Annotated in this window: 34 protein-coding genes; 20 read left to right on the top strand and 14 right to left on the bottom strand. The window is 36.8% G+C overall.

Annotated features, from left to right (window positions below):
- Positions 1–63 precede the first annotated feature (63 nt).
- The 3 genes from ACFX4G_RS18760 to ACFX4G_RS18750 all read left to right on the top strand — a co-directional run bounded on the left by ACFX4G_RS18760 (position 64) and on the right by ACFX4G_RS18750 (position 2947).
- A complete protein-coding gene (locus tag ACFX4G_RS18760; protein WP_043982885.1) occupies positions 64–1656 on the top strand; it encodes an APC family permease in 1593 nt (530 codons plus the stop codon).
- A 155-nt stretch (positions 1657–1811) separates the two neighbouring features.
- On the top strand, positions 1812–2351 hold the full coding sequence (locus ACFX4G_RS18755) for an SMI1/KNR4 family protein (protein ID WP_013057300.1): 540 nt from the start codon (positions 1812–1814) through the stop codon (positions 2349–2351).
- 395 nt (positions 2352–2746) lie between these two features.
- Entirely contained in the window at positions 2747–2947 is a 201-nt protein-coding gene (locus ACFX4G_RS18750; protein WP_377576121.1) for a hypothetical protein, read from the top strand.
- A gap of 26 nt (positions 2948–2973) precedes the next feature.
- Here ACFX4G_RS18750 and ACFX4G_RS18745 read toward each other — a convergent pair whose 3' ends face one another.
- On the bottom strand, positions 2974–3471 hold the full coding sequence (locus tag ACFX4G_RS18745; protein WP_043982879.1) for a GNAT family N-acetyltransferase: 498 nt from the start codon (positions 3469–3471) through the stop codon (positions 2974–2976).
- A 270-nt stretch (positions 3472–3741) separates the two neighbouring features.
- On the opposite strand from ACFX4G_RS18745, the gene ACFX4G_RS18740 reads away from it, so the two are divergent.
- Positions 3742–5232 (top strand): sensor histidine kinase, encoded by a 1491-nt coding sequence (locus ACFX4G_RS18740; protein WP_097823258.1) that lies wholly within the window; start codon positions 3742–3744, stop codon positions 5230–5232.
- A complete protein-coding gene (locus ACFX4G_RS18735; protein ID WP_028408317.1) occupies positions 5210–5893 on the top strand; it encodes a response regulator transcription factor in 684 nt (227 codons plus the stop codon). The genes ACFX4G_RS18740 and ACFX4G_RS18735 overlap by 23 nt, the downstream gene beginning before the upstream one ends.
- A 43-nt stretch (positions 5894–5936) precedes the next feature.
- On the opposite strand, the gene ACFX4G_RS18730 is transcribed toward ACFX4G_RS18735, so the two are convergent.
- Positions 5937–7556 (bottom strand): SulP family inorganic anion transporter, encoded by a 1620-nt coding sequence (locus tag ACFX4G_RS18730; protein ID WP_074896526.1) that lies wholly within the window; start codon positions 7554–7556, stop codon positions 5937–5939.
- A 16-nt stretch (positions 7557–7572) separates the two neighbouring features.
- The gene (locus ACFX4G_RS18725; protein ID WP_043982872.1) at positions 7573–8160 is read right to left on the bottom strand and encodes a beta-class carbonic anhydrase; all 588 of its coding nucleotides are present in this window, start codon (positions 8158–8160) and stop codon (positions 7573–7575) included.
- Positions 8161–8408: 248 nt separating this feature from the next.
- On the opposite strand from ACFX4G_RS18725, the gene ACFX4G_RS18720 reads away from it, so the two are divergent.
- The 4 genes from ACFX4G_RS18720 to ACFX4G_RS18705 all read left to right on the top strand — a co-directional run bounded on the left by ACFX4G_RS18720 (position 8409) and on the right by ACFX4G_RS18705 (position 11265).
- Positions 8409–9071, top strand: coding sequence for a hypothetical protein (locus ACFX4G_RS18720; protein WP_237074968.1), 663 nt, complete (start codon positions 8409–8411; stop codon positions 9069–9071).
- 153 nt (positions 9072–9224) lie between these two features.
- A complete protein-coding gene (locus tag ACFX4G_RS18715) occupies positions 9225–9671 on the top strand; it encodes a MerR family transcriptional regulator (RefSeq protein ID WP_043982869.1) in 447 nt (148 codons plus the stop codon).
- Complete coding sequence (locus tag ACFX4G_RS18710) at positions 9641–10813, top strand: MFS transporter (RefSeq protein ID WP_043982867.1); 1173 nt, start codon at positions 9641–9643, stop codon at positions 10811–10813. The genes ACFX4G_RS18715 and ACFX4G_RS18710 overlap by 31 nt, the downstream gene beginning before the upstream one ends.
- 152 nt (positions 10814–10965) lie before the next feature.
- Positions 10966–11265 (top strand): TIGR04104 family putative zinc finger protein, encoded by a 300-nt coding sequence (locus ACFX4G_RS18705; RefSeq protein WP_016764349.1) that lies wholly within the window; start codon positions 10966–10968, stop codon positions 11263–11265.
- A 33-nt stretch (positions 11266–11298) separates the two neighbouring features.
- Here the strand turns inward: ACFX4G_RS18705 and ACFX4G_RS18700 are convergent, their stop codons facing one another.
- A complete protein-coding gene (locus ACFX4G_RS18700) occupies positions 11299–12498 on the bottom strand; it encodes a multidrug efflux MFS transporter (RefSeq protein ID WP_043983117.1) in 1200 nt (399 codons plus the stop codon).
- Positions 12499–12832: 334 nt separating this feature from the next.
- On the opposite strand from ACFX4G_RS18700, the gene ACFX4G_RS18695 reads away from it, so the two are divergent.
- The 6 genes from ACFX4G_RS18695 (at position 12833) to ACFX4G_RS18670 (ending at position 16253) form a co-directional block, all read left to right on the top strand.
- On the top strand, positions 12833–13195 hold the full coding sequence (locus ACFX4G_RS18695; RefSeq protein ID WP_043982866.1) for a YidH family protein: 363 nt from the start codon (positions 12833–12835) through the stop codon (positions 13193–13195).
- Positions 13196–13477: 282 nt separating this feature from the next.
- Positions 13478–14308 carry a YihY/virulence factor BrkB family protein gene (locus tag ACFX4G_RS18690; RefSeq protein ID WP_014459853.1) on the top strand — a complete coding sequence of 277 codons (831 nt, stop codon included), beginning with the start codon at positions 13478–13480 and terminating at the stop codon, positions 14306–14308.
- Between the two features lie 146 nt (positions 14309–14454).
- Positions 14455–14997, top strand: a complete 543-nt coding sequence (amaP, locus tag ACFX4G_RS18685) for an alkaline shock response membrane anchor protein AmaP (RefSeq protein ID WP_016764345.1) — start codon at positions 14455–14457, stop codon at positions 14995–14997.
- A gap of 15 nt (positions 14998–15012) precedes the next feature.
- The gene (locus ACFX4G_RS18680) at positions 15013–15219 is read left to right on the top strand and encodes a DUF2273 domain-containing protein (protein WP_377576116.1); all 207 of its coding nucleotides are present in this window, start codon (positions 15013–15015) and stop codon (positions 15217–15219) included.
- Between the two features lie 27 nt (positions 15220–15246).
- A complete protein-coding gene (locus ACFX4G_RS18675) occupies positions 15247–15699 on the top strand; it encodes an Asp23/Gls24 family envelope stress response protein (protein ID WP_323619032.1) in 453 nt (150 codons plus the stop codon).
- Between the two features lie 83 nt (positions 15700–15782).
- The gene (locus ACFX4G_RS18670; RefSeq protein ID WP_162214343.1) at positions 15783–16253 is read left to right on the top strand and encodes a 2-thiouracil desulfurase family protein; all 471 of its coding nucleotides are present in this window, start codon (positions 15783–15785) and stop codon (positions 16251–16253) included.
- Between the two features lie 45 nt (positions 16254–16298).
- Here the strand turns inward: ACFX4G_RS18670 and ACFX4G_RS18665 are convergent, their stop codons facing one another.
- Positions 16299–17468 (bottom strand): MFS transporter, encoded by a 1170-nt coding sequence (locus ACFX4G_RS18665; RefSeq protein WP_025751718.1) that lies wholly within the window; start codon positions 17466–17468, stop codon positions 16299–16301.
- Between the two features lie 104 nt (positions 17469–17572).
- On the bottom strand, positions 17573–18331 hold the full coding sequence (locus ACFX4G_RS18660; RefSeq protein WP_013083389.1) for a TrmB family transcriptional regulator: 759 nt from the start codon (positions 18329–18331) through the stop codon (positions 17573–17575).
- 223 nt (positions 18332–18554) lie between these two features.
- Here ACFX4G_RS18660 and ACFX4G_RS18655 point away from each other — a divergent pair, with 223 nt between their 5' ends.
- The gene (locus ACFX4G_RS18655; protein WP_016764339.1) at positions 18555–18782 is read left to right on the top strand and encodes a hypothetical protein; all 228 of its coding nucleotides are present in this window, start codon (positions 18555–18557) and stop codon (positions 18780–18782) included.
- A 32-nt stretch (positions 18783–18814) separates the two neighbouring features.
- Here the strand turns inward: ACFX4G_RS18655 and pssA are convergent, their stop codons facing one another.
- Positions 18815–19306 carry a CDP-diacylglycerol--serine O-phosphatidyltransferase gene (gene pssA / locus ACFX4G_RS18650; protein ID WP_176521268.1) on the bottom strand — a complete coding sequence of 164 codons (492 nt, stop codon included), beginning with the start codon at positions 19304–19306 and terminating at the stop codon, positions 18815–18817.
- Between the two features lie 170 nt (positions 19307–19476).
- Here pssA and ACFX4G_RS18645 point away from each other — a divergent pair, with 170 nt between their 5' ends.
- From ACFX4G_RS18645 to ACFX4G_RS18635, 3 genes are all read left to right on the top strand, one after another.
- Positions 19477–19884 (top strand): MarR family winged helix-turn-helix transcriptional regulator, encoded by a 408-nt coding sequence (locus tag ACFX4G_RS18645; RefSeq protein WP_043982857.1) that lies wholly within the window; start codon positions 19477–19479, stop codon positions 19882–19884.
- Entirely contained in the window at positions 19877–20218 is a 342-nt protein-coding gene (locus tag ACFX4G_RS18640) for a DUF3147 family protein (RefSeq protein WP_016764334.1), read from the top strand. Before ACFX4G_RS18645 ends, ACFX4G_RS18640 begins: the two co-directional genes overlap by 8 nt.
- A 67-nt stretch (positions 20219–20285) precedes the next feature.
- On the top strand, positions 20286–20981 hold the full coding sequence (locus tag ACFX4G_RS18635; protein ID WP_075421669.1) for an SAM-dependent methyltransferase: 696 nt from the start codon (positions 20286–20288) through the stop codon (positions 20979–20981).
- Positions 20982–21006: 25 nt separating this feature from the next.
- Here ACFX4G_RS18635 and ACFX4G_RS18630 read toward each other — a convergent pair whose 3' ends face one another.
- From ACFX4G_RS18630 to ACFX4G_RS18610, 5 genes are all read right to left on the bottom strand, one after another.
- Complete coding sequence (locus ACFX4G_RS18630; protein ID WP_323619037.1) at positions 21007–21480, bottom strand: DUF4188 domain-containing protein; 474 nt, start codon at positions 21478–21480, stop codon at positions 21007–21009.
- Positions 21477–22031 carry a PadR family transcriptional regulator gene (locus ACFX4G_RS18625; protein WP_016764331.1) on the bottom strand — a complete coding sequence of 185 codons (555 nt, stop codon included), beginning with the start codon at positions 22029–22031 and terminating at the stop codon, positions 21477–21479. Before ACFX4G_RS18625 ends, ACFX4G_RS18630 begins: the two co-directional genes overlap by 4 nt.
- Before the next feature lie 76 nt (positions 22032–22107).
- Complete coding sequence (locus tag ACFX4G_RS18620; protein WP_013057274.1) at positions 22108–22239, bottom strand: hypothetical protein; 132 nt, start codon at positions 22237–22239, stop codon at positions 22108–22110.
- A gap of 92 nt (positions 22240–22331) precedes the next feature.
- Positions 22332–23228 (bottom strand): hypothetical protein, encoded by an 897-nt coding sequence (locus ACFX4G_RS18615; RefSeq protein ID WP_043982852.1) that lies wholly within the window; start codon positions 23226–23228, stop codon positions 22332–22334.
- 147 nt (positions 23229–23375) lie between these two features.
- A complete protein-coding gene (locus tag ACFX4G_RS18610; RefSeq protein WP_043982850.1) occupies positions 23376–23849 on the bottom strand; it encodes an Hsp20/alpha crystallin family protein in 474 nt (157 codons plus the stop codon).
- Between the two features lie 70 nt (positions 23850–23919).
- On the opposite strand from ACFX4G_RS18610, the gene ACFX4G_RS18605 reads away from it, so the two are divergent.
- Positions 23920–24159, top strand: coding sequence for a hypothetical protein (locus ACFX4G_RS18605; RefSeq protein ID WP_013057271.1), 240 nt, complete (start codon positions 23920–23922; stop codon positions 24157–24159).
- 130 nt (positions 24160–24289) lie between these two features.
- Here ACFX4G_RS18605 and ACFX4G_RS18600 read toward each other — a convergent pair whose 3' ends face one another.
- Both ACFX4G_RS18600 and ACFX4G_RS18595 read right to left on the bottom strand, forming a co-directional pair.
- Positions 24290–24523 (bottom strand): hypothetical protein, encoded by a 234-nt coding sequence (locus ACFX4G_RS18600; protein ID WP_013057270.1) that lies wholly within the window; start codon positions 24521–24523, stop codon positions 24290–24292.
- Between the two features lie 12 nt (positions 24524–24535).
- Positions 24536–24766 (bottom strand): hypothetical protein, encoded by a 231-nt coding sequence (locus ACFX4G_RS18595; protein WP_043982849.1) that lies wholly within the window; start codon positions 24764–24766, stop codon positions 24536–24538.
- Positions 24767–24791: the final 25 nt, after the last annotated feature.

Genomic DNA, 24791 nt, shown 5'->3' with positions numbered 1-24791 from the left:
AATATATATGAATGTTGTCAAAAAAAACAACAAAAGTGATGATTCATCCAAAGGAGGAAGCTTATGGATAATAAAGGTCCGTTTAAAAAGACGATATCCCTATTAGATTTAACATTGATTGGATTGGGGGCTATTTTTGGCTCCGCTTGGCTGTTTGCCGTTAGTAATGTGGCTACGCAAGCCGGTCCTGCAGGAAGTTTTTCTTGGGTTATTGGTGGAGTTATTATTTTATTAATAGGCCTTGTATACGCTGAGCTAGGGGCTGCCTTGCCTCGTACAGGAGGAATTATTCGGTATCCTGTTTATTCACACGGTCATCTTGTAGGCTATATGATTTCATTTATTACTATTGTAGCGTACACTAGCTTAATCGCTATCGAAGTAACAGCTGTGAGACAGTATGTGGCCTACTGGTTTCCAGGTTTAACAAAATCCGGATCTGATTCACCGACGATATCTGGATGGATTCTACAATTTGTGTTGCTTTGCTTATTCTTTTTACTCAATTACTGGAGTGTAAAAGCATTTGCAAAATCGAATATTATCATTTCTATTTTTAAATATTTTGTACCGCTTACAGTAATCGTAACGCTGGCATTTTATTTTAAGTCAGGAAACTTTACGATGGGAGAGTTTGCTCCCGGGGGGTTTGATGGTATCCAGGCCGCCATTGCCACAGGCGGGGTTATGTTTGCCTACTTAGGCCTTCATCCAATTGTATCTGTAGCTGGAGAGGTAAAAAATCCTCAGCGTAATATTCCAATTGCTCTTGTGATTTGTATCATTCTAGCAGCTCTCATTTATACTGCCCTACAAGTATTGTTTATCGGAGCTATTCCATCTGACATGATTAAAGGCGGTTGGTCCGGCATTCAAGATAAATTCTCACTGCCATTTAAAGACATCGCTGTTGTTCTTGGCCTTGGCTGGCTAGCAACACTTGTTATTTTAGACGCTATTTTATCACCGGGTGGTAACGGTAATATTTTTATGAATACAACATCTAGACTTATCTATGCTTGGTCTCGTAACGGTACTTTATTTAAAACGTTTGCTCATGTGGATAAAAAAACAGGGATTCCTCGATCATCTCTATGGCTCTCATTAGGACTTTCGATTTTTTGGACACTGCCATTTCCTTCATGGAATGCACTCGTAAACGTATGCTCTGTTGCGCTTATTCTTTCTTACGCGATTGCACCAATTTCATCAGCGGCCTTTATGGTGAACGCAAAAGATTTGGAAAAGCCTTTTAAATTAAGAGGAATGAGTATAATTGGTCCATTATCCTTTATTTTTGCTTCCTTTATTGTCTACTGGTCAGGATGGAAGACTATTTCATGGCTGTTAACTTCTCAATTGGTTATGTTTGTTATATATTTGATTTTTGCTAAATATGTGCCTAAAAACGAAGTAAGTCTTCGTCAGCAGATTAAATCAACTTGGTGGTTAGTTGCTTATTATATCATCATGCTCTTTATTTCTTATATTGGCTCGTTCGGCGGAGGAAAGGGTTTGATCGATACGCCTGTAGACTTAATTATCATAGCGGTCGTATCTCTTGGGATTTATTATTGGGCTAAATATACGGGCCTTCCAAAAGCGCTTATTGATTACGATCACCATCCTGAACAGGAAGAAAAAGCACCTGTATAACCTGTAAAGCAGCGATATTCGCTGCTTTTTTCTATGTTATTTGAACATGAAATTCTAAAGTTTGTCGTATAATTTAGTAGGAAAGAAGGAATTAGCACATTATTGTTTAATTAATGTAATGTAACCGTTTTAAATCCAACGCTTGGAGGAAGAGTATGATTGAAAAAATAATAAATTCACTTCGAAAGCGGCTGTGGGAAAACAATAATGTTATAGAAGTGTGTAAAAATGAAGGAGAAGTATACAGAACCACATGTACTTTTTTTGATGGAGTAAGCAAGAATCAACTGAATGTTTTTGAAGAAGAAATGCATGTATCACTTCCTGAAGACTACAAGCAGTTTTTGCAGCTAACAAATGGGTGTAATTTGTTCATTGATGCTGACAAAAAAATAGCAGGGAATCTTTATAGCTTAGAAGATGTAAGAGAAACAGCTTATAAAAGTCAGAGTCTCTATATGACAATTGGGTCTGTTGGAGAAGAAGAGATTATCATTGACTCCAAAAAATCAGCGCACTCTGCATATATAATAGTAAAAAAGCGGAACGCATCGTTTCAAGATGCACATGTATTACATATGAATTTTCAGAAATGGCTGGATTGTTTTATAGTGAGTCAAGGGAATTGTTTTTGGCACTGGAATGAGCTTTGTAATAAAGTTCATTCAACGGACAAAAAGACGACCGCTCAATAATATTATCTTCTCGAACTTAAAAGCAGAGCGTATAATCGTTCTGCTTTTTGTATAGTCATTATAAGCTAGAACAGCGAAGCGATTCTAAAAGGTTATGAGTATGATTGTATAGAAATTGTCTAATGTCTGAGTTGTGAATAAGTTTGGTCCTAAAGCATTAGTCACTCCAGGTCTTGTGCTCGTTATCCTATCTCTTGTACTTTTTAGTCAACTTTCTACTTCTACGAGTGCAGCTTATATCGTTGCGCTGCAATTGGTATTTCGATGGTGTTGCTGCCTGCATAGACTACCGGGGTATATCAGCTCTCTAAGCAGCTGTATCCCTATGGCACAGCAATAATGAATACATTACAACAAGTGCTGGAGCAATTGGAACTGCGCTATTTGTGGGTATTATGTCTTCTGGAAAAGAGAGGTACGTAAAAGGGGTAAATGAATCAAATACAGCTTTAGCAAAAGTGAATGGACTGATTTCTGGATTGCAGCAAGCATTTTTTATTACTGCTATCGTTGAAGTGATTGTCCTGATCTTATCTTTTTTTCTAAAACGAACTCAAGCTCCAGAAAATTCTTCGGCAGGAGTTCCTATCAAATAAACGAGCACACTAGTGTGCTCGTTTATTTATATAGAAGGAAGACGTTCCCAACCGTATGCTTCGTCTTCAACTTTAGTTTCTCCAAACTGACTTGTGCGATTCAAGATTTTTTTGCCGCCTGATTTTTTATAAAACTGAACGGCTTTCTTATTTTTCTTCATAGCCCAAATAATCATAGACGTATATTGCTGATCAGCAAATTCTTTTACTGAATGAGAAAATAGAAGGTGACCAATTCCTTGGTTTTGCACTTCCTTGCAAACGTATAGCGCGTATATTTCAGCACGGGACAAATGAGGCTTACCTGCTGAAAAGCCGACAATCTTTTCTCGTTCATCGATAGCGAGCAAAATAAAATGAGAAGGCTCGGTAAGAAAAAGGGACCATTTTTCTCTACTTTGTTCATAAGATAAGCTTTTTAAATAAGCATCAGGTACTAATCCTTTGTATGTAATGCGCCAGCTGTCAACGTACAGACGGGCAACAGAAGGGATGTGAGAGGAAGTAGCTTTAATAATTTTCATTAAAAAATCTCCTTTTTTAAAATATTAAGGCATATAGTATACCTTTCAGCCTAAGAATATTATGAAAAATAGATCATAATTTTCCAGTAATTCATAAAATGGTAAAAAAGGTGGTGTTCATTCTCACTCTATCACGGTAAAGTGAGAATATACATTTGTTTTGTTGTTTTAATTTTTGCTATATGTATAATGTCTAACGATCTATTTGTTATTCACCTTTACTAGTCTATCAAATAGTTTTGTTAAAGCCAAAGGGGCATAGGGTAAGTAATGTCAATTCAGCTTCGTTTTATTTTAACGTATATCAGTATTGTGTTTGTCTTTATTATTTTGCTTTTTTTATCGGGCTTTCTCATTTTCTTCTCCATTACTGGAGACGCCGATTTTGTAAGAAAACTGTACAGTCACTCCTATGAGTATAAATTGTTAACGCCAGAAGAAGAAAATGCATTCTTGGATTTAAAGTTATTGAGTGAAGAAAAACCGGAGCAGCTGCTGCGGCCGGAGACGGTTAAAAAATATGAATTTGAAAATATTGATATTGTGATTCAAAAAAACACAGAGGTTGTATATGCTTCAGAATCCATTAAAGGAGAAAACCTCCGTAAATACTTGCCAAAGCATCAAAAAAGTAAAGGAAATCATTCGTATCAGCAGGACATGCTGCGCGTAGGCAAGCAGTACTTTACATATATCAACCTTGATTTTCCTTTCTCGAATCAAGAAAAAGGAAGCATATACGTTTTGCGAAAAATCAGCCCTTATGTAGGCATTATTAATCGAATTTTCCCTTTTTTAATCTTTCTACTATTAATTTTAGTAATTGTGATTATTGGATTTTTAAACTATCTTGTTTCAAGAAGCATTATTAAACCCATTCGTGAATTAAAAGAAGCGGCTGAAAAAATAAAACAAGGTGATCTTCACTTTGAGATCTCTGCTAATTCAAAGGATGAAATAGGCGAATTAACGCAAGCTTTTGAAGAAATGAGGCAAAAACTAAAATCTTCTGTTGAACTGCAAATTCAGTATGAAGATAACCGTAAACAGCTGCTTTCAAGTATTTCACACGATCTGCGAACTCCTATTACTTCCATTGTAGGATATGTAGAAGGAATTCAAGATGGAGTAGCTAACACGCCAGATAAGCTTTCTAAATATTTGTTAACGATTTCAACGAAAGCAAAAGACATGAATGCGTTAATCGATGAGCTGTTTTTATTTTCTAAATTGGATTTGCACGAAATTCCATTTGTGTTTAAAAAACTTAATATTTCTGCATTTATGGAAAGTTATGTGCAAGAGCTTCAGTTTGAAATGAGCGAACATGATATTGATGTTTTATTTTCTAATGATTCTCTAACGACACTGTATGCAAAGGCAGATGCTGAGCAGCTGCGAAGAGTTTTAATAAATTTAACAACCAATAGTATTAAATTTATGGATAAAGAAAGAAAAAGAATCGATATCGTTCTTTCTGCTACCGAAAGTGAACTCATTATTGAAGTGAAAGACAATGGCGCAGGGATTTCACCGGAAGCATTAGCGCATATTTTTGACCGGTTTTATCGAGCAGAACAGTCCCGCAACAGCAATACTGGAGGAAGTGGACTTGGATTGGCCATTGCAAAACAAATTGTTGAACGCCACGGGGGAGACATCTGGGCACTAAGTAAGCTTGGCGAAGGAACAAGTATTTTCTTTTCTTTGCAAAAAATGAATGAAAATGGTGATACATATGAAGAAGATATTGTTAGTTGAAGATGAAGTAAGTATTGCTGAATTGCAAAGAGATTATTTAGAAATTAACGATTTTGAAATAGACGTTCAATATAGCGGTGATAAGGGATTAGAAAAAGCGTTAAATGAACATTTTGATCTGGTTATTTTGGATATTATGCTCCCTAAAGTGAGCGGATTTGAAGTGTGCAAGCAAATTCGAGCTGCAAAAGATATACCAATCATTTTAGTTTCAGCTAAAAAAGAAGAAATCGATAAAATTAGAGGGCTCGGGCTAGGTGCAGATGACTATATTACCAAGCCATTCAGCCCTGGGGAGCTGGTTGCAAGAGTCAAAGCGCATTTAGCGAGATATGAAAGACTCTCTGATAAGCAGGAAAAGCGTATGATTCGTATTCATGGTTTAGCGATTGACACGCTCGCTAGAAGAGTATTTGTGAATGACAAAGAAGTGTTTTTTACAGCGAAGGAATTCGATTTGCTGAAGTTTATCGTTTCTCATCCAAATCAAGTATTAAGTAAAGAACATCTATTTGAAAAAATTTGGGGATTTGATTCTTCAGGAGATATTTCAACCGTAACAGTTCACATTCGAAAACTAAGAGAAAAGTTAGAAGAAAACCCAGCAGATCCTCAGTACCTAGAAACGGTTTGGGGAGCAGGGTACCGGTTTAATATTTAAAAAAAAGAGATCCGAACGATTAATCGTTCGGATCTCTTTTTTATTACGTAGTAACGATTCTATGACGAGCTTTAATCTTACTCACGGGAGGTTCGGAAGAAAATATATTTTTTTCACCGATTTTATCATATAGACCGGTTGACTTTAACATTTCTTTCGGCTGGTGCTGTAAGCCAGAAATAACGACTTGGCTATGCGAATCTTTCAAACGTTCGACCACCTTCGATAGTAAAGCTTCTCCAGATGTATCAATAAAGGAGACTTGGCTCATTCGAAGCAATAAAACTTTCGGTTTCGCTTCAGCGATCTTATCGAAGGAATCTTCTAATACTTCAGCTGATCCAAAGAAAAGAGATCCTTGCATGGTATATTCCATCAAATCAGATTTGTGAGCGTTTTCAGATGTTTCCGCTAAAACCTTTGAAATCTTCAGTGATCCGCTCATTCGTTTCACAAACATAACAATAGCTAAAAGTAGACCCACGCCTACACCTGTTGTTAAATCGATTGAAACTGTTAATAAAAACGTAGCTACAAGTACAAATGAATCAGCTGACTTGGTTTTTAAAATATGCGCAAATTCTTTACGCTCACTCATATTCCAAGCCACAAACATTAAAATAGGTGCCATACTTGCCAGCGGAATGTTTGATGCATAAGGAGCTAGCATCACAAGGACCAATAAAACAACTAAGCCGTGTATGACTCCTGATAACGGAGAAGCTGCGCCGTTTTTGATATTAGTAGCCGTTCTGGCAATGGCACCAGTTGCTGGAATTCCGCCAAATAGCGAGGTAGCGATATTAGCAATTCCTTGGCCGACAAGCTCTTTATTGCTATTATGCTTGGTTTTAGCCATATTATCAGCAACAACAGCCGATAGTAAAGATTCAATACCTCCAAGCATTGCAATTACGCAGGCAGCCGGAAATAGCATCACGATGTTATCCCAAGTTAAATCTGGGAAGCTAAAAGATGGTAGTTTGCTCGGAATGGCACCGTAAGTAGAGCCAATCGTTGCAACTTTTCCTGGGAACAGTGTAATGGCTACAAGTGTGGAGACAAGAAGACCTAGAAGGGCACCGGGAATTTTAGGTAAAAACTTTGGCGTTGTAATCACGATAGCTAAACAAATAGCGGCTATGATGACGCTGTAAATGTTAATCGTTGCAATTTTTCGTAGGATTTCAATCATATTTAAATGAAATTCCTCATGTTTTGCAATTCCTTTTAATCCTAGAAAATTAGCGATCTGACCTGAGAAGATAATAATCGCAATTCCTGCTGTAAATCCAATCGTTACAGGGCGCGGAATAAACTTTATAAATTTCCCTAGCTTAAATATTCCGAGAAGCGTAATCATAATTCCAGCCATAAAGCCGGCAATAATGAGGTTCTCATAACCATACTGCATGACAACTCCAAGCAGCACCGGAACAAATGCACCTGTTGGACCTGCAATTTGAAATTTCGATCCGCCTAATATTGAAACCATAATCCCTGCGATAATGGTTGTATAAATCCCGTATTCAGGTCTTACACCAGAAGCGATGGCAAAGGCCATTGCTAAAGGAATAGCAACGACCCCAACAACCAAACCGGCGATAATGTCTTTTTGTAAATGCCCTGCTGAATAGCCTTGAAATCGGTTATCTTTTAGCATTCGATAAAATCCTCCTTCATGAGCTTACGGTTTCAGCTCGGTCTTGGGAATAGCCGTTGACAACGACGTCAAGTTTTCCTGTTGAAGGATGAATAACCATTCCAGAAACAAGCACGTCTTTCGGTAATAAAGGGTGATTTCGAATCATATCCACACTGTTTTCGACACTATCTTCTACACATTCAAACCCAGTCAGCCATGATTCTAAATCAATACCGGCATATTTTAGATTACGAATTTGTTCCGCGCTGATCCCTCTTTGTTCAGCAGAGGCTAAAATAGCTTCAGCTTTCATGCCCGTCATTCCACATTCATGATGACCGATGACACATACTTCATCAGCTTGCAAAGCGTAGACGGCAACTAATATACTTCTCATGACGCTGCCAAAGGGATGGGAGATAACAGCTCCGGCATTTTTCACTATTTTTGCATCTCCATTTTTTAGCCCCATGGCTTTAGGAAGTAATTCTAACAAACGTGTATCCATACAAGTTAAGATCACTATTTTTTTGTTAGGAAATTTGGATGTTTGAAAAGCCTCGAATTGATTATTTGTTACAAATTTTTCATTAAACTTTAAAACTTCAGATAGACAAGTCATTGTTTTCCTCCTGCGTTATTTATTTTTAACTTATTTTTTAGTCTAAAGATAAAGTTTAAAAACGAACTAAATAAAATATTAAAATTTTCTTAAAATATTCAGAAAAAACTTATAAATAAATCACATTTATATGCGTGAAATTATGTAAACGTATTCATTCTTTGTTTTCATGAAAAATAGGAATTATATGTTAAAATGGTACAAAGTTGGAATTGTCTAAAAGAATGGTAGAGAGGAGGAAGGCAAAAGTGAAGGCTCTTATAGCAATAGGCCTTATTTTTTGTTGTTTAGTAGGGTGCAGTTCTAATGCTCAAGTCACCAACGACAAAGAAATGGGGAAGAATATTCAGCAATCATTTGAAAAAAAAGGTGTAAGGTCAGTGGATGTATCGAAGTTAAGTGATTTTAAATGGGAAAAAGGATATTTATTAACAAACAAAAGCAAGAAAGCCGACGTAGAAAAACTTGTAAACGCACCGATCAGTGAAGAGGTAATGAAAAAAATATCTGCTGCTAATCAAATGCTTGTGTTTGTACACGAAGGAGAAGTTGTCCGCTATGTAGAACTACCTCAAGATTTCATAGCGCATGATAAAAACCAACTTGAATTTTCATCTTCTCATTCTGAACTAAAACTTAATAAAAAAAGGGAGGGCAAGCCTATAAAAGCAGGAGATAAAACGTTAAGTTCAGAAGATGCTTTAGCTGTAGAATCAATTATGAAACAAATTCAATGGAAAAAAGCTGATTACAGCATCGCTCTTGATCCAGATGTACAGCTTACTTATGAAGGAGTCGTATACAATGTACGATTCACCGCCGAGAGTGCGGAACTTACTTCTAAAAGAAGAGGGGTATACGGTAAAGTAACAGGAGAAACAGCACAGCAGCTATATGACCTATTGATGTAACCTATTGATTTATCAATAGGTTTTTTTGTGCACATATTTTTTAAATTTACATAAAATGTCTTACTGTTATTGACATTAACGTTAACGTTAATCTATAATAGTAATATAGAGTTGACGTTAACGTTAATGTTAAAGGGAGGTGAAGGGGAAAGCATGTATTTAATCGATGACGTGACGAAAATGACCGGTTTGACCAAGCGTGCTCTTCGGTATTATGAAGAGATTGGACTCATTTTGCCCCCGCAGCGTACAAAAGGAAATGCACGGATTTATTCCGAAGAAGAGGTAAAAGAACTAAGAAAAGTAGCAGAAGCAAAAGAAGTTCTTGGTTTTTCTTTACAGGAGCTGCAGCAGTTTATGTCGCTCAAAAGAATGATTGAAGAAAGAAGTCAGCAGCAAGGATTATCAGCGAAAGAGATAACTAAAATAGAAAATTTACTGGAAAATCAAATCAAGATGATTGAATTTAAAGTGGTTAAAATGCAGGCATTTAAAACAGAATTAAAAGAAATGCGAGAATCTGCTATGGAAATACATGAAAAAACAAAAACAAAAGGAGAGATGAAAGAGTGGAAGGACAGCATTCAAATAACCGATTAGGTCAAATTATTACGGTAGTAGCTACTTTTTTAGCATTTATGGGAATCGGGGTAGTAGATCCGATTTTACCGGAGATTGCTAAACAAATTGGAGCTTCTCATTGGCAAGTAGAAATGTTATTTACTTCCTATTTGTTAATGATGGCGATTATGATGATTCCAGCAGGCATCTTAGCATCACGTGTAGGAGACAAGCGTTTGATGGTAACAGGACTTATCATTGTGACGATTTTTGCAGCACTATGCGGGTTTTCTAACAATATTCCTCAGCTTTCTATTTTCCGAGCAGGATGGGGACTTGGTAATTCGTTTTTCTTTGCAACAGCTATGACGCTGCTTATTGCATTATCAGGTGAAGTGAAAAAAGCAGTAGGATTATATGAAGCTGCGATTGGTTTGGGAATGGCCGGAGGACCGCTTGTAGGAGGCGTGTTAGGAAATGCTTCTTGGAGATTGCCGTTTTTCGGTACAAGTGCTTTAATTTTTATCGCCTTTATTTTAGTATTAACGATTGTTAAACAGCCTGCAAGCACTAAGCCTCGTAAAGCAGCGGGTTTTAAAGACATGGTAAAACTTTATAAATTAAAACCATTTACTCAAGGCGCTGTATCAGGCATGCTTTATTACTACGGGTTTTTTACAGTGTTAGCTTATACGCCGCTTATTCTATCGATCGGAGCTCTTCAAATTGGCTTTGTTTTCTTTGGATGGGGATTATGTTTAGCTTATGGCTCAGCGGTTTTAGCACATCAGTTAGAGAAAAGATATCAGCCAAAACAAGTGTTACATGTTAGCTTAATTGTTTTTTCACTTATTTTAATTTGTTTATTTGCCTTTGATGCAACATGGTTGCGCATTGTCTTAATCATGGCAGCAGGTCTTGTATCAGGACTTAATAATGCATTATTTACGAGTCATGTAATGGAAGTATCTCCTTATGAACGAGGAATTACATCTGGAGGATATAATTTCTTAAGATGGTTAGGCGCAGCGTTTGCTCCTTTATTGTCAGGAGTTATCGGCAATGCCGTAGCGCCTCAAGCTCCTTTTCTCGTAGCGGCGATTCTTGGGTTGCTAGCTTTTGTTATTATGGTTATAAAAGTAAAAACAACTTCTCAAACGAATGAAGCTGTATCTAAATAAACGTTGAAATAAAAGGCTTTTTCTTGTGAAAAGCCTTTTATTTTGTTTTATGTTATAATAGTAAAAACGTTTTTAATCATAAAAATGAAACTCTATACCAACTTGTACGTATACTTTATATGTACATAAATCTTTTTAGGAGCGTGATGCCCATGGCCACCTGTCAAAATTGTAATCATAAATGGAACTGGAGGACAACCTTTAAACAACTGTTAACATTTAGAAACGTTTTAGAATGCCCACACTGTGACAAACAACAGTATATCTCTGCAAAATCCCAAAAGCGATTATCAATCTACTCATTTGCACCCCTTATTATTTGGCTTATTCTCTCACTATTTGACTTTTCCTTTCCATCCATTGTTGTCGCGGAGCTTATTTTCTTCATAGCAGCGGTTGTTATGATGCCACTTTCTTATGAAGTAAGCAGCGAAGAAGAACCCTTGTGGTAATAGAAAAACCTTCCGTTAAAACGGAAGGTTTTTTTATGCGGCTTTACCGTCTAGCTGTTCTCCGTGATGGCGCTGATAATACACCCACCCAGCATTCAATAGTAGAAGAACACTGGTTGTTAAGAATACGTAAGGAATTCCTTTAGCTCCGGCAATTTGTCCGCCAATGACTGGACCAGCTAAATTCCCAAAATATTGCGCTGTTTGATTATAGCCAAACATTTTGCCTGTAATCGAGTCCGGTACAATTTTCTTTAAATAAGAATTAATAGAAGGTAATAATCCTCCCATTGCAAAACCGAGTAAAAAACGAAGTAAGAATAGCTGCCAAGTACTATGCACAAAGGCCTGTAAGCCGCAAATCACCGCTACGATAAGCAGGCATATTTGAAGCACATTTTGAGGACCCACGCGATCGCTGACTTTGCCAAGTTTTGATGCAGCTAAAATATTTGAAATTCCTGTTGCCGCTACGACAAAGCCTGAAATAAGGGCAAGGTGATCGGTATGAGTAGACAGTTGTTTTACATACAGTGTAACGATTGGCTGAATAGCCATAACTGCAAGCTGCAGTAAAAAAGTTGTAACAAATACACCAATCACGGCCTTTGAATTTTTAAGAGACAGTAACCCAATGTTAGATTCTTTCGTTGTTTTCGCCGTCTCTTTTTTGTCTTCTTGAATTAAATTTACAATTAAAAAAGACAAAAACATAAATGCACCCGTCACGAAAAAGACATGGCGTAGCCCGATTGTATCTCCTAAGTAGCCGCCTACTAGCGGTCCTAATAAAGATCCTGATACAGCCCCTGTAGACAACGTACCTAATGCTTTACCGCTGTGCTCTTTAGGTGTTTGAGTCGCTACTAACGTAATGGCTGCAGAGATGAAGCCGGAAACGGCCCCCATTAAAAAGCGCAGTCCGACAAGCTGATAGACATTTTGCACAAAACCAATGGAAGTCATAACAACTGCCATACCCAAGCTTGCGCGAAGGAGCATAAGCTTTCGCCCATATTTATCGGCTAAGCTCCCCCATAAAGGAGAAACAATAGCCGCCATTAAAAAGGTAGATCCAAAGGCAATACCAGCCCATCTGCTGATGGAGCTTGTATCGTGAACTCCCAGCTTTTCAATATAAAGCGGTAAAAACGGAATAACTAAACTCATCCCGGCTGTGGTGCAAAAAGAACCGAACCAGCAAATGTACAAGTTTCGTTTCCATAATTCCATTCTATTTCCTTCTTTCGTTGTGCCGCATGGCGTGAAAACAACAAAAGAGCGAAACCATACGGCCTGCTCTTTTAGCATACATGCAGCATCTTTTTATCAGTTTAAATTATACCATATATCAGAAATATTTAAAAATAAAATGATTCACTTAGTGAACTATTAACGTGAAGTGAAAATAGAAAGGGGTACAGTTTTACGTTAGGGTTTTTTAGCCGCTTGAAGATGGTAATAATTCGTTCTTTTCGGGTATAATGTGGCGTGAAGCGTCCTCAATTTATTTTCGTTTGAGCATTTATTTATAATAGAAGACATATAAAAAGACGGTGGTATGTAAATGACTAAAAAAGAAAATGAATCCATTTATATTCAGCAGCATTTGGCAAATGAACGAACGTATTTAGCGTGGATTCGAACATCTATTGCCACACTCGGCATTGGCTTTGTTGCAGGCGGCCTACATTTCAATTCTGGAAAAACATTAAGTGAAGCAGCCGATACTCTTATTATTGCTGTTATTATCTTTTCTTTAGCTGCAAGTGCAGGTTTGCTTCTCTTCTCAACCTATCATTATTTTTCAACCCGCAAAAAAATTAACAGCCAAACGTATCAATCTTCTCACGCTTTGGTTATTTTTGTTTTAATGATTATGCTGATGCTGATCGGTGCTCTTATGTTTTACTTTTTTAACATAGCGTAAAAAAGTTTAAGAAGTAAGAAAAAAGGGAAAGCAGTCCCAAAGAATTTATGGTTTTATGAAAGGAAAAGAAGATCTATTAATATGGTGGTAATGGCAGATGTAATTATAATAATATCTTCTTTATGAACCGGCTGTATAATTTTACAGGTTAAATTCTTTGTCAACCGTGGATAATGGAAAAGGAAAGCTTTATAAGCCGAAACTTATCCAATACATGTTGAACATAAAAATTGAATATGAATTTCACTACAGAGTGAAGCGAAAGTAAAGGAGAACGCTGTTATGATTCAAACATCTAAGACCGTTGCCGCTCGTTTTTTTACGGAGCGTTTCTTTGATCAGGCTGCTCAAACAGCCTACTATTTTTTGTTATCTTTTGTACCGTTTATTATCTTTCTTTTTTCTCTGCTGAGTTTCTTTCCAATTGATACAAACAATTTGCTGGTATTTATTGAACCATTTACGCCTAAAAGCGCCTATGACGTAATTGAACGGTCAATTGAAACAGTTAACAATAGCGGGAAAAAGGTTTTATCTTTTAGTTTATTGGCGACTTTTTGGCTCGCATCTATGGCTATACAATCTTTGGTTCGCTCGTTAAATGACGCGTATCATATTCAAAGAAAACAAACGTTTTTACGCGGTTTAATCAATGATTTAATTTTAACTTTTGGTTTTATGGTTGTGGTAGCTATTTCATTATTTGTACCAATTATTGAAGAGGTCATTCGACATCTGGTACTAACAAAAGTCCATGTTCCTGACATATGGTTTCAAAGCTGGACGACAATTAGATGGGGAATTGGGACATTATTTTTATTAGGCTTTTTTATTCTTTTTTACAAACTGATGCCAAGCGCAAGAGTAACGTGGAAAGATGTACTTCCAGGAGCTGTTTTCTCCACGCTAGGATGGCAAGTTGTATCTACCGGATTTGGATACTATGTCCAGTTTGGAAGCTACTCGCAAATCTATGGTCAGCTTGGAAGTATTATCATTTTAATGGTCTGGTTTTATTTAACGGCCGCTATTTTATTAATTGGCGGTTTAATAAATGGTAATAAGTTCATCAAAGCTCACAAGACAACGTATAGAGACGCGGAAAATGACTAGGGAAACCTAGTCGTTTTTTTATATTCAGTTTTACAGTTAGAAAGTTTATCAAAAAAATATTGCGGGTAACTATTGAATATCTCGTTGCCTTCCCTTTACACACAACAAAAAAACAGTAGGAGTTCACGTTGAGATGAGGTGGAAAATTGAATAATTTTAATCGGTTTTTAATCGCAATTATTGGAATTGCAGGACTGATTTGTTCCGGTATGTTAGCACTGATGGTTTATAGGGTTCCTCACCTTTCAAACTGGTTAGAAAAGTGGCGGCATCAGGAGTGGTTTTACTACACAATTTTATCAATAAGCGCATTTTTAGCAGTTATTTTTATTATTTTTCTTTTAACAGGCATATTTAGCAGACCGCCTAAAAAGAATTTAGCAATTGTAACTGGTGAAGGCAAAATAACAATTTCTAAAGCAACGATCGAATCTACAGCTTTACGAGCAATTAGAAGCTTTCAGGGAATACGCTCTCCTGAAGTCCAGGCATCTATTCATTCTCGCAAAGAAAAAGTTAGTCTGTATATCAACTGTTCGTTGTTTGGACGAGATGGACTACCAACACTAGGAAAAGAAATGCAGCTTGAAACAAAACGCGCCGTGGAGGCCTTACTGGAGCTTCCCGTTCACTCCGTCCGTATTGACTTAACAGATACACAAACACGAAAGAAAGAGCGTGTTGTGTGATGAAGGAGGGACATAATGAGTACTCCAGATAAATTGATTCCGTACCGTGGCCGAGTACTTGGTATTCTGGCAGGTTTAGTGTTGGCAATTTTGCTATTAACAATTGGTTTTGGTCCCACGCTGCTAATTGTAGCTTTTATGGGAATTGGTTATGTAATTGGGAAGTGGCGAGACGGTCATTTAGATATAAATGCTTGGGTAGGATTCTTTATTAGAAGATAGAAAATCACTTTAAGGGAGATGTTAATTATGGCAGTTAATGAAACAAATACAGCAGTAAAATCTCAGGAAAATACACATCAAAATACACATCAAAATACATTAACATTTGAAGATCAAGTCATTAAAAAAATTGCTGGAATTGCAGCTAATGAAATTAAAGGAATTTTATCAATGAGCGGCGGATTTATGAGCGGGTTAACAGATCGCTTCCGCAGCACTGAAGATATCACAAAAGGGATTAACGCTGAAGTAGGAGAAAAGCAAGTTGCCCTTGATTTAAAAGTAATTGTCGAATACGGAAAAAATGTTCCAGCCATTTTCTCTGAAACTGTTAATAATGTGAAAAAATCAGTTCACGATATGACGGGATTAGAGGTAGTAGAAGTAAATATGCATGTAGAGGACGTAATGACTCGCTCTGAATTTGAAGCGAAAACGGATCGAGACAAAGAGCAGGAGTCAAAGAGTGATCTTGAATAAAATATAAGAGGTAAACACTTCCATTCATCATATATTCTTTGTATGATGAATGAGAAGTGTTTTTTTATGGGAGGGAGAATTCTATGATTTTGGTTAGTTCCTGCCTAGCAGGTCAAGCTTGCAGATATAATGGAAGCAGTGCCTTAGTTGAGGAAATTGAAGCGCTCGTTGAAAATAAAGAAGCGGTGATGATGTGCCCGGAACTGTTAGGTGGATTTCACACGCCTAGAGAACCGGCAGAAATTATAAAAGGAACGGGGATAGACGTAATAAACGGAAATGCGCGAGTTATTGAACGATCGGGAAAAGACGTGACAGACATATACATAGACGGGGCCTATAAGGCACTGAGCATCGCAAAAGAAATAAAAGCTACTGTTATTGTACTAAAAGAAAACAGCCCTTCATGTGGAAGTGAACATATATATAACGGGGCATTTTCAAACGTTAAAATAGCAGGTGAAGGGGTAACGACTGCATTGCTAAGAAAGCATGGTTTTATCGTCATGTCCGAATCTCAATTTGCAGCTGAAATGCATGGAGACCCATCATAATCAAAAAAAGCGTACACTATATGTGTACGCTTTTTTTATAAAAGCTTATTTACTGTGAAGCGTATCTGCTGTGCTTTCTGTTCGTGTTACCGCATAAAGAGAGCAGAAAAGACCAAGCAAAACAAAAATAGACCCGACCCAGCCGTTATAAATAACAGAGTATTGATTAACGACAATTCCTCCAACATAGGAGCCGATCGCAATTCCTACGTGTGAAATCGCTGCATTAGTGCTGATTAAAATGTCCGACGTGTCGCGTGCACTATGGATAATTAAATTGCTTTGAGCTGGTGAAACCGCCCAGCTGAGCGCACTCCAAATGATCATAAGAAGCAAGAACACAATAAATGGTAAATGAACGCCAAAAGGCATAGCAATCATGCTAACAAAAAAGAGAGCAATCATGGTGATAACAGATGAAGAAGGGTTCCATTTATCAGAAACAGCTCCTCCAAGTCCTCCTCCTGCCACGGCAGCAAGACCAAAAATACCATAAATAATGGTCACCATTGTTGTATTTAATCCTAGCGTTTCTTGTAAAAATGGTGTGAAGTACGCATAAAGCGTTAAATGGCCCGCAAGTACAAATAATGTTGCTAGGTGAATAGCGAGCATCTTTTTATTGCGTAAAGCTTTTACCTGAGTTTTTAACGGTACAATTGGAGCAGGAGCTAGACGCTCCATTGTAAACCAAACGGTAATCATAATAATGGCAGTCAAAATTGCAATCATAACAAATACTTGACGCCAGCCAAGCGCATTTCCAATCAAAATACCAAGAGGAATGCCTAAAACAAGTGAGCCGCTGATTCCCATAAATACGATGCCAATTGCTCTGCCTTGGTATTCAGGTTTTACCATTCTAGAAGCCATTGTGGTAGATAATACAATGATAAAAGAACCGCTCGCAGCAGCAAGAATACGTCCAATCAGTAGCATATAATAGCCCGAACTGTAGGCTGAAAATACATTGCTCAATAAGAAAATAAATAATGTCCACATATAAACTTTTTTACGCTCTATCTTAGCCGTCACATTTAGTAAAATCGGCGCAGACAAGGCATAAACAAACGAATAAATAGAGATTAAATAACCTGCTTTTGCTAATGATACATGAAATGCATCGGCAATTAAGTCTAAGATGCCTCCTAGAATTAATTCGACCGTTCCAACAACAAAGGAAGCAATCGCAAGTATGTAAACTTTTTTATTCATCAAAAAACCCCCTCTTTAAAAAGTTACAACTAGAATAGTAACCTTTTTTAGAAAGGATTTCAATAGGTAATATTAAAAAGGTTACTAATGAATTAGTAACCTTTTTAATATCGCAGTCGAGTAAGCAGCTCCATGATCTCAGAATCTTGAAGAAGCTGCTCTTGATATTTCTTTGTAATATGGGTAAGGGCGACGTCATGATAAAAGAAATCAGCAAAAACTTTTACAAGCGGCTGCGACATGGTTTTTATTGCTTTCCATGTCTCATGTTCAATGCCGGCAAATAAAAGGTAAGCATCGTCAACAATAATCAACTGCGACGGCTCAAGGTTTTTATGATCATCTATTGGATTTAATGTATGTAAATGTTTGAGGGCAGTCTGCAAGTTTCCTATGGTTAAGACCTCGACGTTTACGCCTTGTTTCTCTTTTTCTTCTAGCAATGAGCGGTAATGTTCTAACTCATCATTCCATGCGGATAAAATAATAGAAGATTCCGCTTCGTCAATCAATTGTTCAATGTGAGCAGAAATAGAGGATTTATCTTTTAAACTCCAAACATGATCATCTGTAAACGTTTTTTTAATTTTATATGTTTTTAATTCATTAATGTCATTTTCAAAATCAGCAGTAAGTTTTTGAATGACGGTTTGAAGGGCTACCGCTGAGTAAAGTTTCTTTTTCCCGGACAATGTATTTACTACAATACCTTTATCAATTAAACGATTAAGCACTTCATAAATTTTTGCTTTTGGAACATGCGAATACGTAACAATCGAACTAGCATCCAGCGGGCCATCATTCGCAAGCAGCGCTTCATATACTTGACTTTCATACTGAGAAAAACCAAATTTTTGCAGCATAATTTTCTATTCATCATCCTTTCTTTTATTAAGTATATCACGGTTTGTAAAAGTATTACTAATTGTATCAGATGTAATAATCTTATTAAACTATGTTCTAAATAACCATTAAAAATAAAATAAGCTATTAAAGAATCTTTATTACAGTAGAAATATTTTTAACCATATACTTTCTATACTAAAACACTCAACATTGGGTAAAGAAAAGAAAGAGGTGAAAAAAATGAAGAAAAATGAAAAACTACTGTTGAAAAAAATGAACATAAAACAGCAAAGAGAAGTAGCTGCTCAGCTTGAAGACGTACTGGATTCCTTACTGTCCCTTGAAGAAAAATTATGCTCAGCACCTGATAATAGCGAGTGGCTCTCTTTACAAGCTCAGCTTGAAAAAAGAGAACATGAGCTGAAATTCAAGCATAAAATGCTGTGCGAAGAATGGACAGCACTATAAAAGACAGGCATTTTGTCTGTCTTTTATTGCATCTAAATTTTCATCACTCGAATAGGGCTAACCATCAAAATAGCTAAAATAATCATAAGGTAAGGGTTTACGTAATAAAACATGCCAAGCAGGGCGATAATTAGAGCGGGAAAAGGAATAGGAAGCCCTATAAAATAACCCATGGTTGGATTTGCACTAAATTTAGCTAATCTTAATGCGCCCATGCTTGGATAAATCATAAAAGCGAGTACGGTTAGCCAAGAGTGGGGAGAAAGAGTATGAAATAGCATTGCAGGCGCTACGCCAAAGCTTATAATATCAGCCAAAGAATCTAGCTCTACACCAAACTCACTGTTAACTTTCAGCTTTCTCGCAATTTTGCCGTCAAATAAATCGAAAAAAGCGGCTAGAAAAATAAAAAGAGCAGCTAAGCGTTCGTAGCTATTCATATTAAAAGCTATGGAAAATACGCCGCTTAGCAAATTTCCAATCGTAAAGAGATTCGGAACCCATTTTAACAGTCGAAGAATCAATGTCATACAACCGCCTTTCACAGTGTGTACGATTAGTGTAACTGTTAAATCGTATTATTATGTGAGATGTCAGATAAAAAGAAGGTAGTATTGAAACCTGGCTGTTGTTCCTGTAATATATATCGTATAATACGATAATAACTAAAAATACGATATAAAGGAGCAGGATCATGAAAGTAGAAGAGTTAAACAGTTATTGGACGTCTATTTATTATCATTTGCACTATACGCATCAAGAGAAAATTACACACCAAACAATACGTCTTTTACAGCATATAGATAAATCATCTTCGGTTGGAATAAAAGAAATTGCGGATTATTTACACGTTTCACATAATACGGCATCTGAACACGTAAAGAGAAGTATGGATAAAGGGTATGTATATAAAAATAGAGATATACATGATGAAAGAAAAGTAATTCTGCATTTAACAGAAGCAGGAAAAGACCTATTAAAACGGAATTCAAGCTTGGATGAAGAAAAAGTATCAGCTATTTTACGTGAAATGACAGCATCTGAAAAACAGCTGATTCAACAGGCTTTTCAGTTATTGAGTGAGCGTGCAAAACATGTATAGTATCATCAAAATTTTAATGTCGGCTCTTATTATTGCAGGGGTAACAGAAATGGCCAAAAGATTTCCGACATACGGTGGAATTGTGGCTGCCCTTCCAATTGTGAGCTTACTAAGTATTATATGGTTATCAGTGCAAGGAGAAAAAAAGGAAGTGGTCAGTCAGTTTACACTAGGCGTTCTTTATGGACTGCCAGGCACTATTTTACTACTTGCTGTCGTCTATATTTGCTTAAAAAACTCTCTTCATTTGTTTATGAGTTTATCAATAGGAGTTATGTGTTGGAGCCTGTTTTTAGGCCTTCAAAAGATAGTGGTTAAACTAATTACTACATAAACTATTGGAATTTAATCCAATTTTCTGTAAAATGAAAGTCTAAGTAAAAGATAGGAGCTGAGTAGAGTTGAGTTTAGCGGAGAAAAAGTTAGGAATTGACCGAGTTGTTTTTATCGGCAGAACGTTTGAAGAGTATAGAGCTATGTTTAATTTGAATGAAAAGTATTTAAAAGGAAAAAAAGTGTTAGACTGTGCTAGCGGGGCCTGTTCTTTTACTGCTCATGCCTTGCAGCAAGGTACGGAGGCTACTAGCTGTGATATTGCCTATAAATTTACGGCAGAAGAGCTTGAAAAGAAAGGAAGCCTGGATTTAATTCATACGATGAATCAAATGCAGCACGTACAGGAACAGTATGTGTGGAAGTATTTTTCGTCTATTGATGATTTAACTGAACATCGAAAAAGAGCATTAAAAGATTGTATTGCTCATATGAAAAAGAATCCCGAAGCCTATCAGTACGGAGCACTTCCTAATTTGCCGTTTCAAAAGAACGAGTTTGATTTAACGCTTTGTGCAAACTTTTTATTTATGTACAGCGACCGGTTAGATTATACGTTTCATTTAGAAGCTTTAAAAGAACTGATACGCGTTACAAAAGAGGAAGTACGTTTATTTCCTTTAACGAATTTGAGCGGCAAGATTTCTACCTATTTGCCGCAGCTGTTAGAAGAGATTGCGCCTCTAGTAAAGGGAACAGAAATAGCAGACGTCCCGTACGAATTTCAAAAAGGTGCCAATCAAATGCTGAAAATATATGTATAACAAATATAACGAAAGCCGCTTTTAGTTAAAGCGGCTTTTTAACATTCAAACGTTTTTTGGCAGTTTGAGTATGTTTCGTTATGGTTTCAGATCCAAGCGCTTTAGCTAAACCGAACAAAGGCATATTCACGTATACTGATTCATAATTTCCTGCAGGAATGACGTACGTTTCATGATAAATGCCCACTGCATTCGTTTTTGAAGCCTGTTTATAAAAAGAATTCCAAGCTTTTAAGTGCTGAGGACCTTTGGCATAGGAGGTCAATTGCTCAACTGACTCCCAATATTGAATCAGCGTGATGGTTCTTAAATTAAAAGTTCCTTGCAAAGATAAAAAGCCAAGGTTTTTGTTTGTATACAACTCGCGAATCATAGGAGGCATTGCTTTAAATACAGGGAACCATTTGTGTACGGCTGTCCATTTATTAATGCGCATTCCTATAACAAAGACGACCAACTCCTGACTAGGCTTAGCCATCATACGATTGGAATGAATCATAAATTATGCGCCTCCTCATCATATAATTTATTAATCGTATCTTTGCACCATTCTATCGAAGCACACGTTGTTCGTTTACCGTAGTCTAGGGTAATAAGCCAATACGTTCTGTCGGGAGAAGGGCTGTTAGAAATGCTGTCTTCAATTCCGCAATACATGTGATAACGTTCAGTTAGTTTCTGCTGAGCGTTTTTTAACTGGGAAATTGTGAGCTGCTTTTCTTGCTGACTACTAAAAAAGAGTTTTAACAAAATTTCATTTCTTTCGGAAGGGAGCTGCTTAATAGGTTCACGCAGCCAATCTTGCAGAACTTCTTTTCCCTTAGTTGTTATTACATACTCTTTTTTATCTGGTTTATCAGTTTGAGCAACGGAATTGACCGTTGCTAGTTCATTATTCACAAGCTTTTGTAAAGTGGGATAAATTTGGCCATAACTGATTTTCCAAAAATGATTTAAACTTCGATCCATTAACTGCTTAATTTCATAACCAGTTCTGCATTCCGTGGTAAGCAGTCCTAAAATTGCATATGTTGTTTGATTTTCCTTCATTTATTTTCCTCACCTATATCTTTTTGATATATATATTGCCATAAACAGGATAATATTCAATAAAAAAACGCGAGAGTTATGCACTCTCGCGTCTAAAAAAAGGTTTGTATTGCTGAACCATCATTTGCGAAGCAGCAATAAATAAAAAGATAAAGCCTCCACACATTAGCAACATGACAGCACCTATTCTCCATAAAAGCTTTGGCATCAGCATATCTCCTTTTTTGAAGTTATTACCTATAGTGTAAAGAATAGCTTGCAAAAATTCTAGTCATAACTACATATAATTTTATGACTTTTTTAGACTGACTCTTCCTTTGGATCATCTTCATCAAAAATAGGAACTTCCGTATACGTGTCTTTTTTTTCGAAAGAGGAAGAAGAATTCTCTTTTTCCTCTTGTGCAGGCTTCGTTTTACCAGAAGAAATATCTGATTTAGCGTTTTTTAACTCTTCCATGTCTTTTTGGATTTGGTCCGTGAAATCCTTTGGTATAGCTCCGCTTCCGTATGTAGCTCCGATATTTAAAGTACCGCCGAGTTCTTTAATGCCCACTTGGCCAATATTGTTGTTTTGTTCGTATTTATCAAGAAAAAATTTATCAATATGAATAGGCGGAGGAGCATTTTCTAAAAGTGTGCCTTTTTGGTGAATCAATTTCACTTCTTCTTGAAGGGAAGACGTTCGTTTTAGCATGTCCACCTGTACTTCAGTTAAAAGCGACATGCTGCGTTCTAATGCTGAAACTCTGTTATCTAGTTCGGTCATTTTTTCGATATAGGGAGCCATTTGTTTTTCTACAGATTGTTCTACTAACCGAGTTATATCCATATAAGGTACAGCGTCTATCTTTTTATCGCGAGGGGGTTGCATGGAGATCACTTGTTCCAATTGCGCTACTTTTTCCTTTAAAAATTGAAGCTGGTTAGCAATCTCTTTCTTATCTTTTGCATATGCTTGTTCAGCATTTTTATGAGTGCTTCTTTGTGAAGGTGAAGAATCATTGGAGTGCGAGGGCTGAGCCTCCAGCTTTTTTTTGAGCATTATGAGAGAACCAATTTGCGGTTCGAGTTTTAAAAAACGGTTCATGTGAACTTCAAGCGTGTTAATGCGCTTGATTTGATGTTTGAAGTCCGCTAGCTCAGTATGAAGCTGTTGGTTAGTCTGTTTGGGGTTGAAAAATCCTTTCATAGACATTTCGCTTCTCCTCATCTTGGGCTTATTTCCGATGTAATAACAGTTAGATAAATATATATTGGTCTAGTTTGGAAATTCACGTTAAATTCTTTGCGTTTATAAATGCTTATGTGAACTATTGAATTTCATTCATAAAACTACTAAGCCTTATTCAATGTGAATACGTTCTTCTTGGAAAAACTGCCTGTGATAAGAAAGAATAAGCAGTCCATTTTCAAATTTCGCACGCAGATGATGCGCATCCGTAGGCTCTGGCAATTCAATAATTCGGTTAAAGTCTCCAGAAGGTCGTTCTTGTACAACCGGCTGTCCTGTAATGAGAGGGTGCGGTGAGCCTTTTAACAAAAGCCGGCTGCCTGAAACAGACACGTGCAAATTTTCTTTTAGATAGCCGGGCAAGTCAGCGATAATAATGATTTCATGTGGGGTAACGTAAATGTCAACAGGTGGAAAAGTACTTTTAGAAGCCTGAGGTGCCTGATATGAATCAGGAGCATTCATATCCATATTTTCTTTCATAAATTCGTTAAAAGCAGTTTGATCAAAAACACCGTTCCAAAAGTCATTTGTTTGATATTTTTTAGCAAATTCCATCCACTGCATAAGTTTATCAAAGTCCATATGGTTTCCTCCTTACCACACATCATAAAAAGATGGAATTTGAATATAGTTTGAAAGGGGGGTGGTTTAAATGGCAGGTGCATCTATAAATATTAATATTTTAATGCTAAAGATAAATTCCTTTGAAAATGCGTCTGCAGTAAATATCGGACAGAATTTACTAGCAGACTGGAATAATTCAGATAAAAAAACACAGGGATTTGGGCAAAATTTTGGTGATGATAGCGGCTTTATAGGAACGAGAAGCTGTGTCGATGATCGAGATCAAATTGACAGCCCATCATCTTTTCAAAAAGTGCCCATTTCATAGAAAAAGCCTAATAAATATAGCCAGTTCAGATGCAGGTTATATTTATTAGGCTTCCGATTGAATGCTAATAGACGAATAGATGAAGATATGCTGCTAGTTGTGCGCAGTAGAGGTAGAGGAGATGAAAAAATTAAATTACGCTATTTTTAACTGAGTTTGAATCATTTACATCTGAGTCTATAATCCATGAGAACGGAGTTACGTTCGGAGAAAAATCTCCGTTTGATTCTCCCAGACCTTGATTACGTTTATAAGATACGAACACATCAAGCTGCTGATTAGGTCCTATGCTTAAAACAGATGAATTATCCAAAACGTTCACTTTGAAGGCTTGTAAGTTAATGACCATAGGCGAAAAAATCATATGGTTTCCTCCTTATTTATCATTTTTTGTTGCAAATGCATCTACATAATCATTATCTACAGTTTTGTAAGCAGATCCCGCTGTAAAACATTGATCAGCGTGCTGCTGTCCGAAGGCCTGATTTTTCTTTGCTGTAACATATCTTGTAACTTTTGACGTATTTCCAATAGAAATACTGCTTGCTTGATCAGCACTGCGAACGTTCAATTTTCCTAGGTTGATTTTTGTTGAGTCGAATAGCATATTATTCTCCTTTCAAACGACAGTT

This window comes from Priestia sp. YIM B13486 (assembly GCF_042787865.1).
Classification (GTDB): Bacteria; Bacillota; Bacilli; order Bacillales; family Bacillaceae_H; genus Priestia; species Priestia megaterium.
The sequence above is the reverse complement of the archived record's forward strand: the minus strand, read 5'-3'. Positions and strand labels throughout refer to the sequence as shown.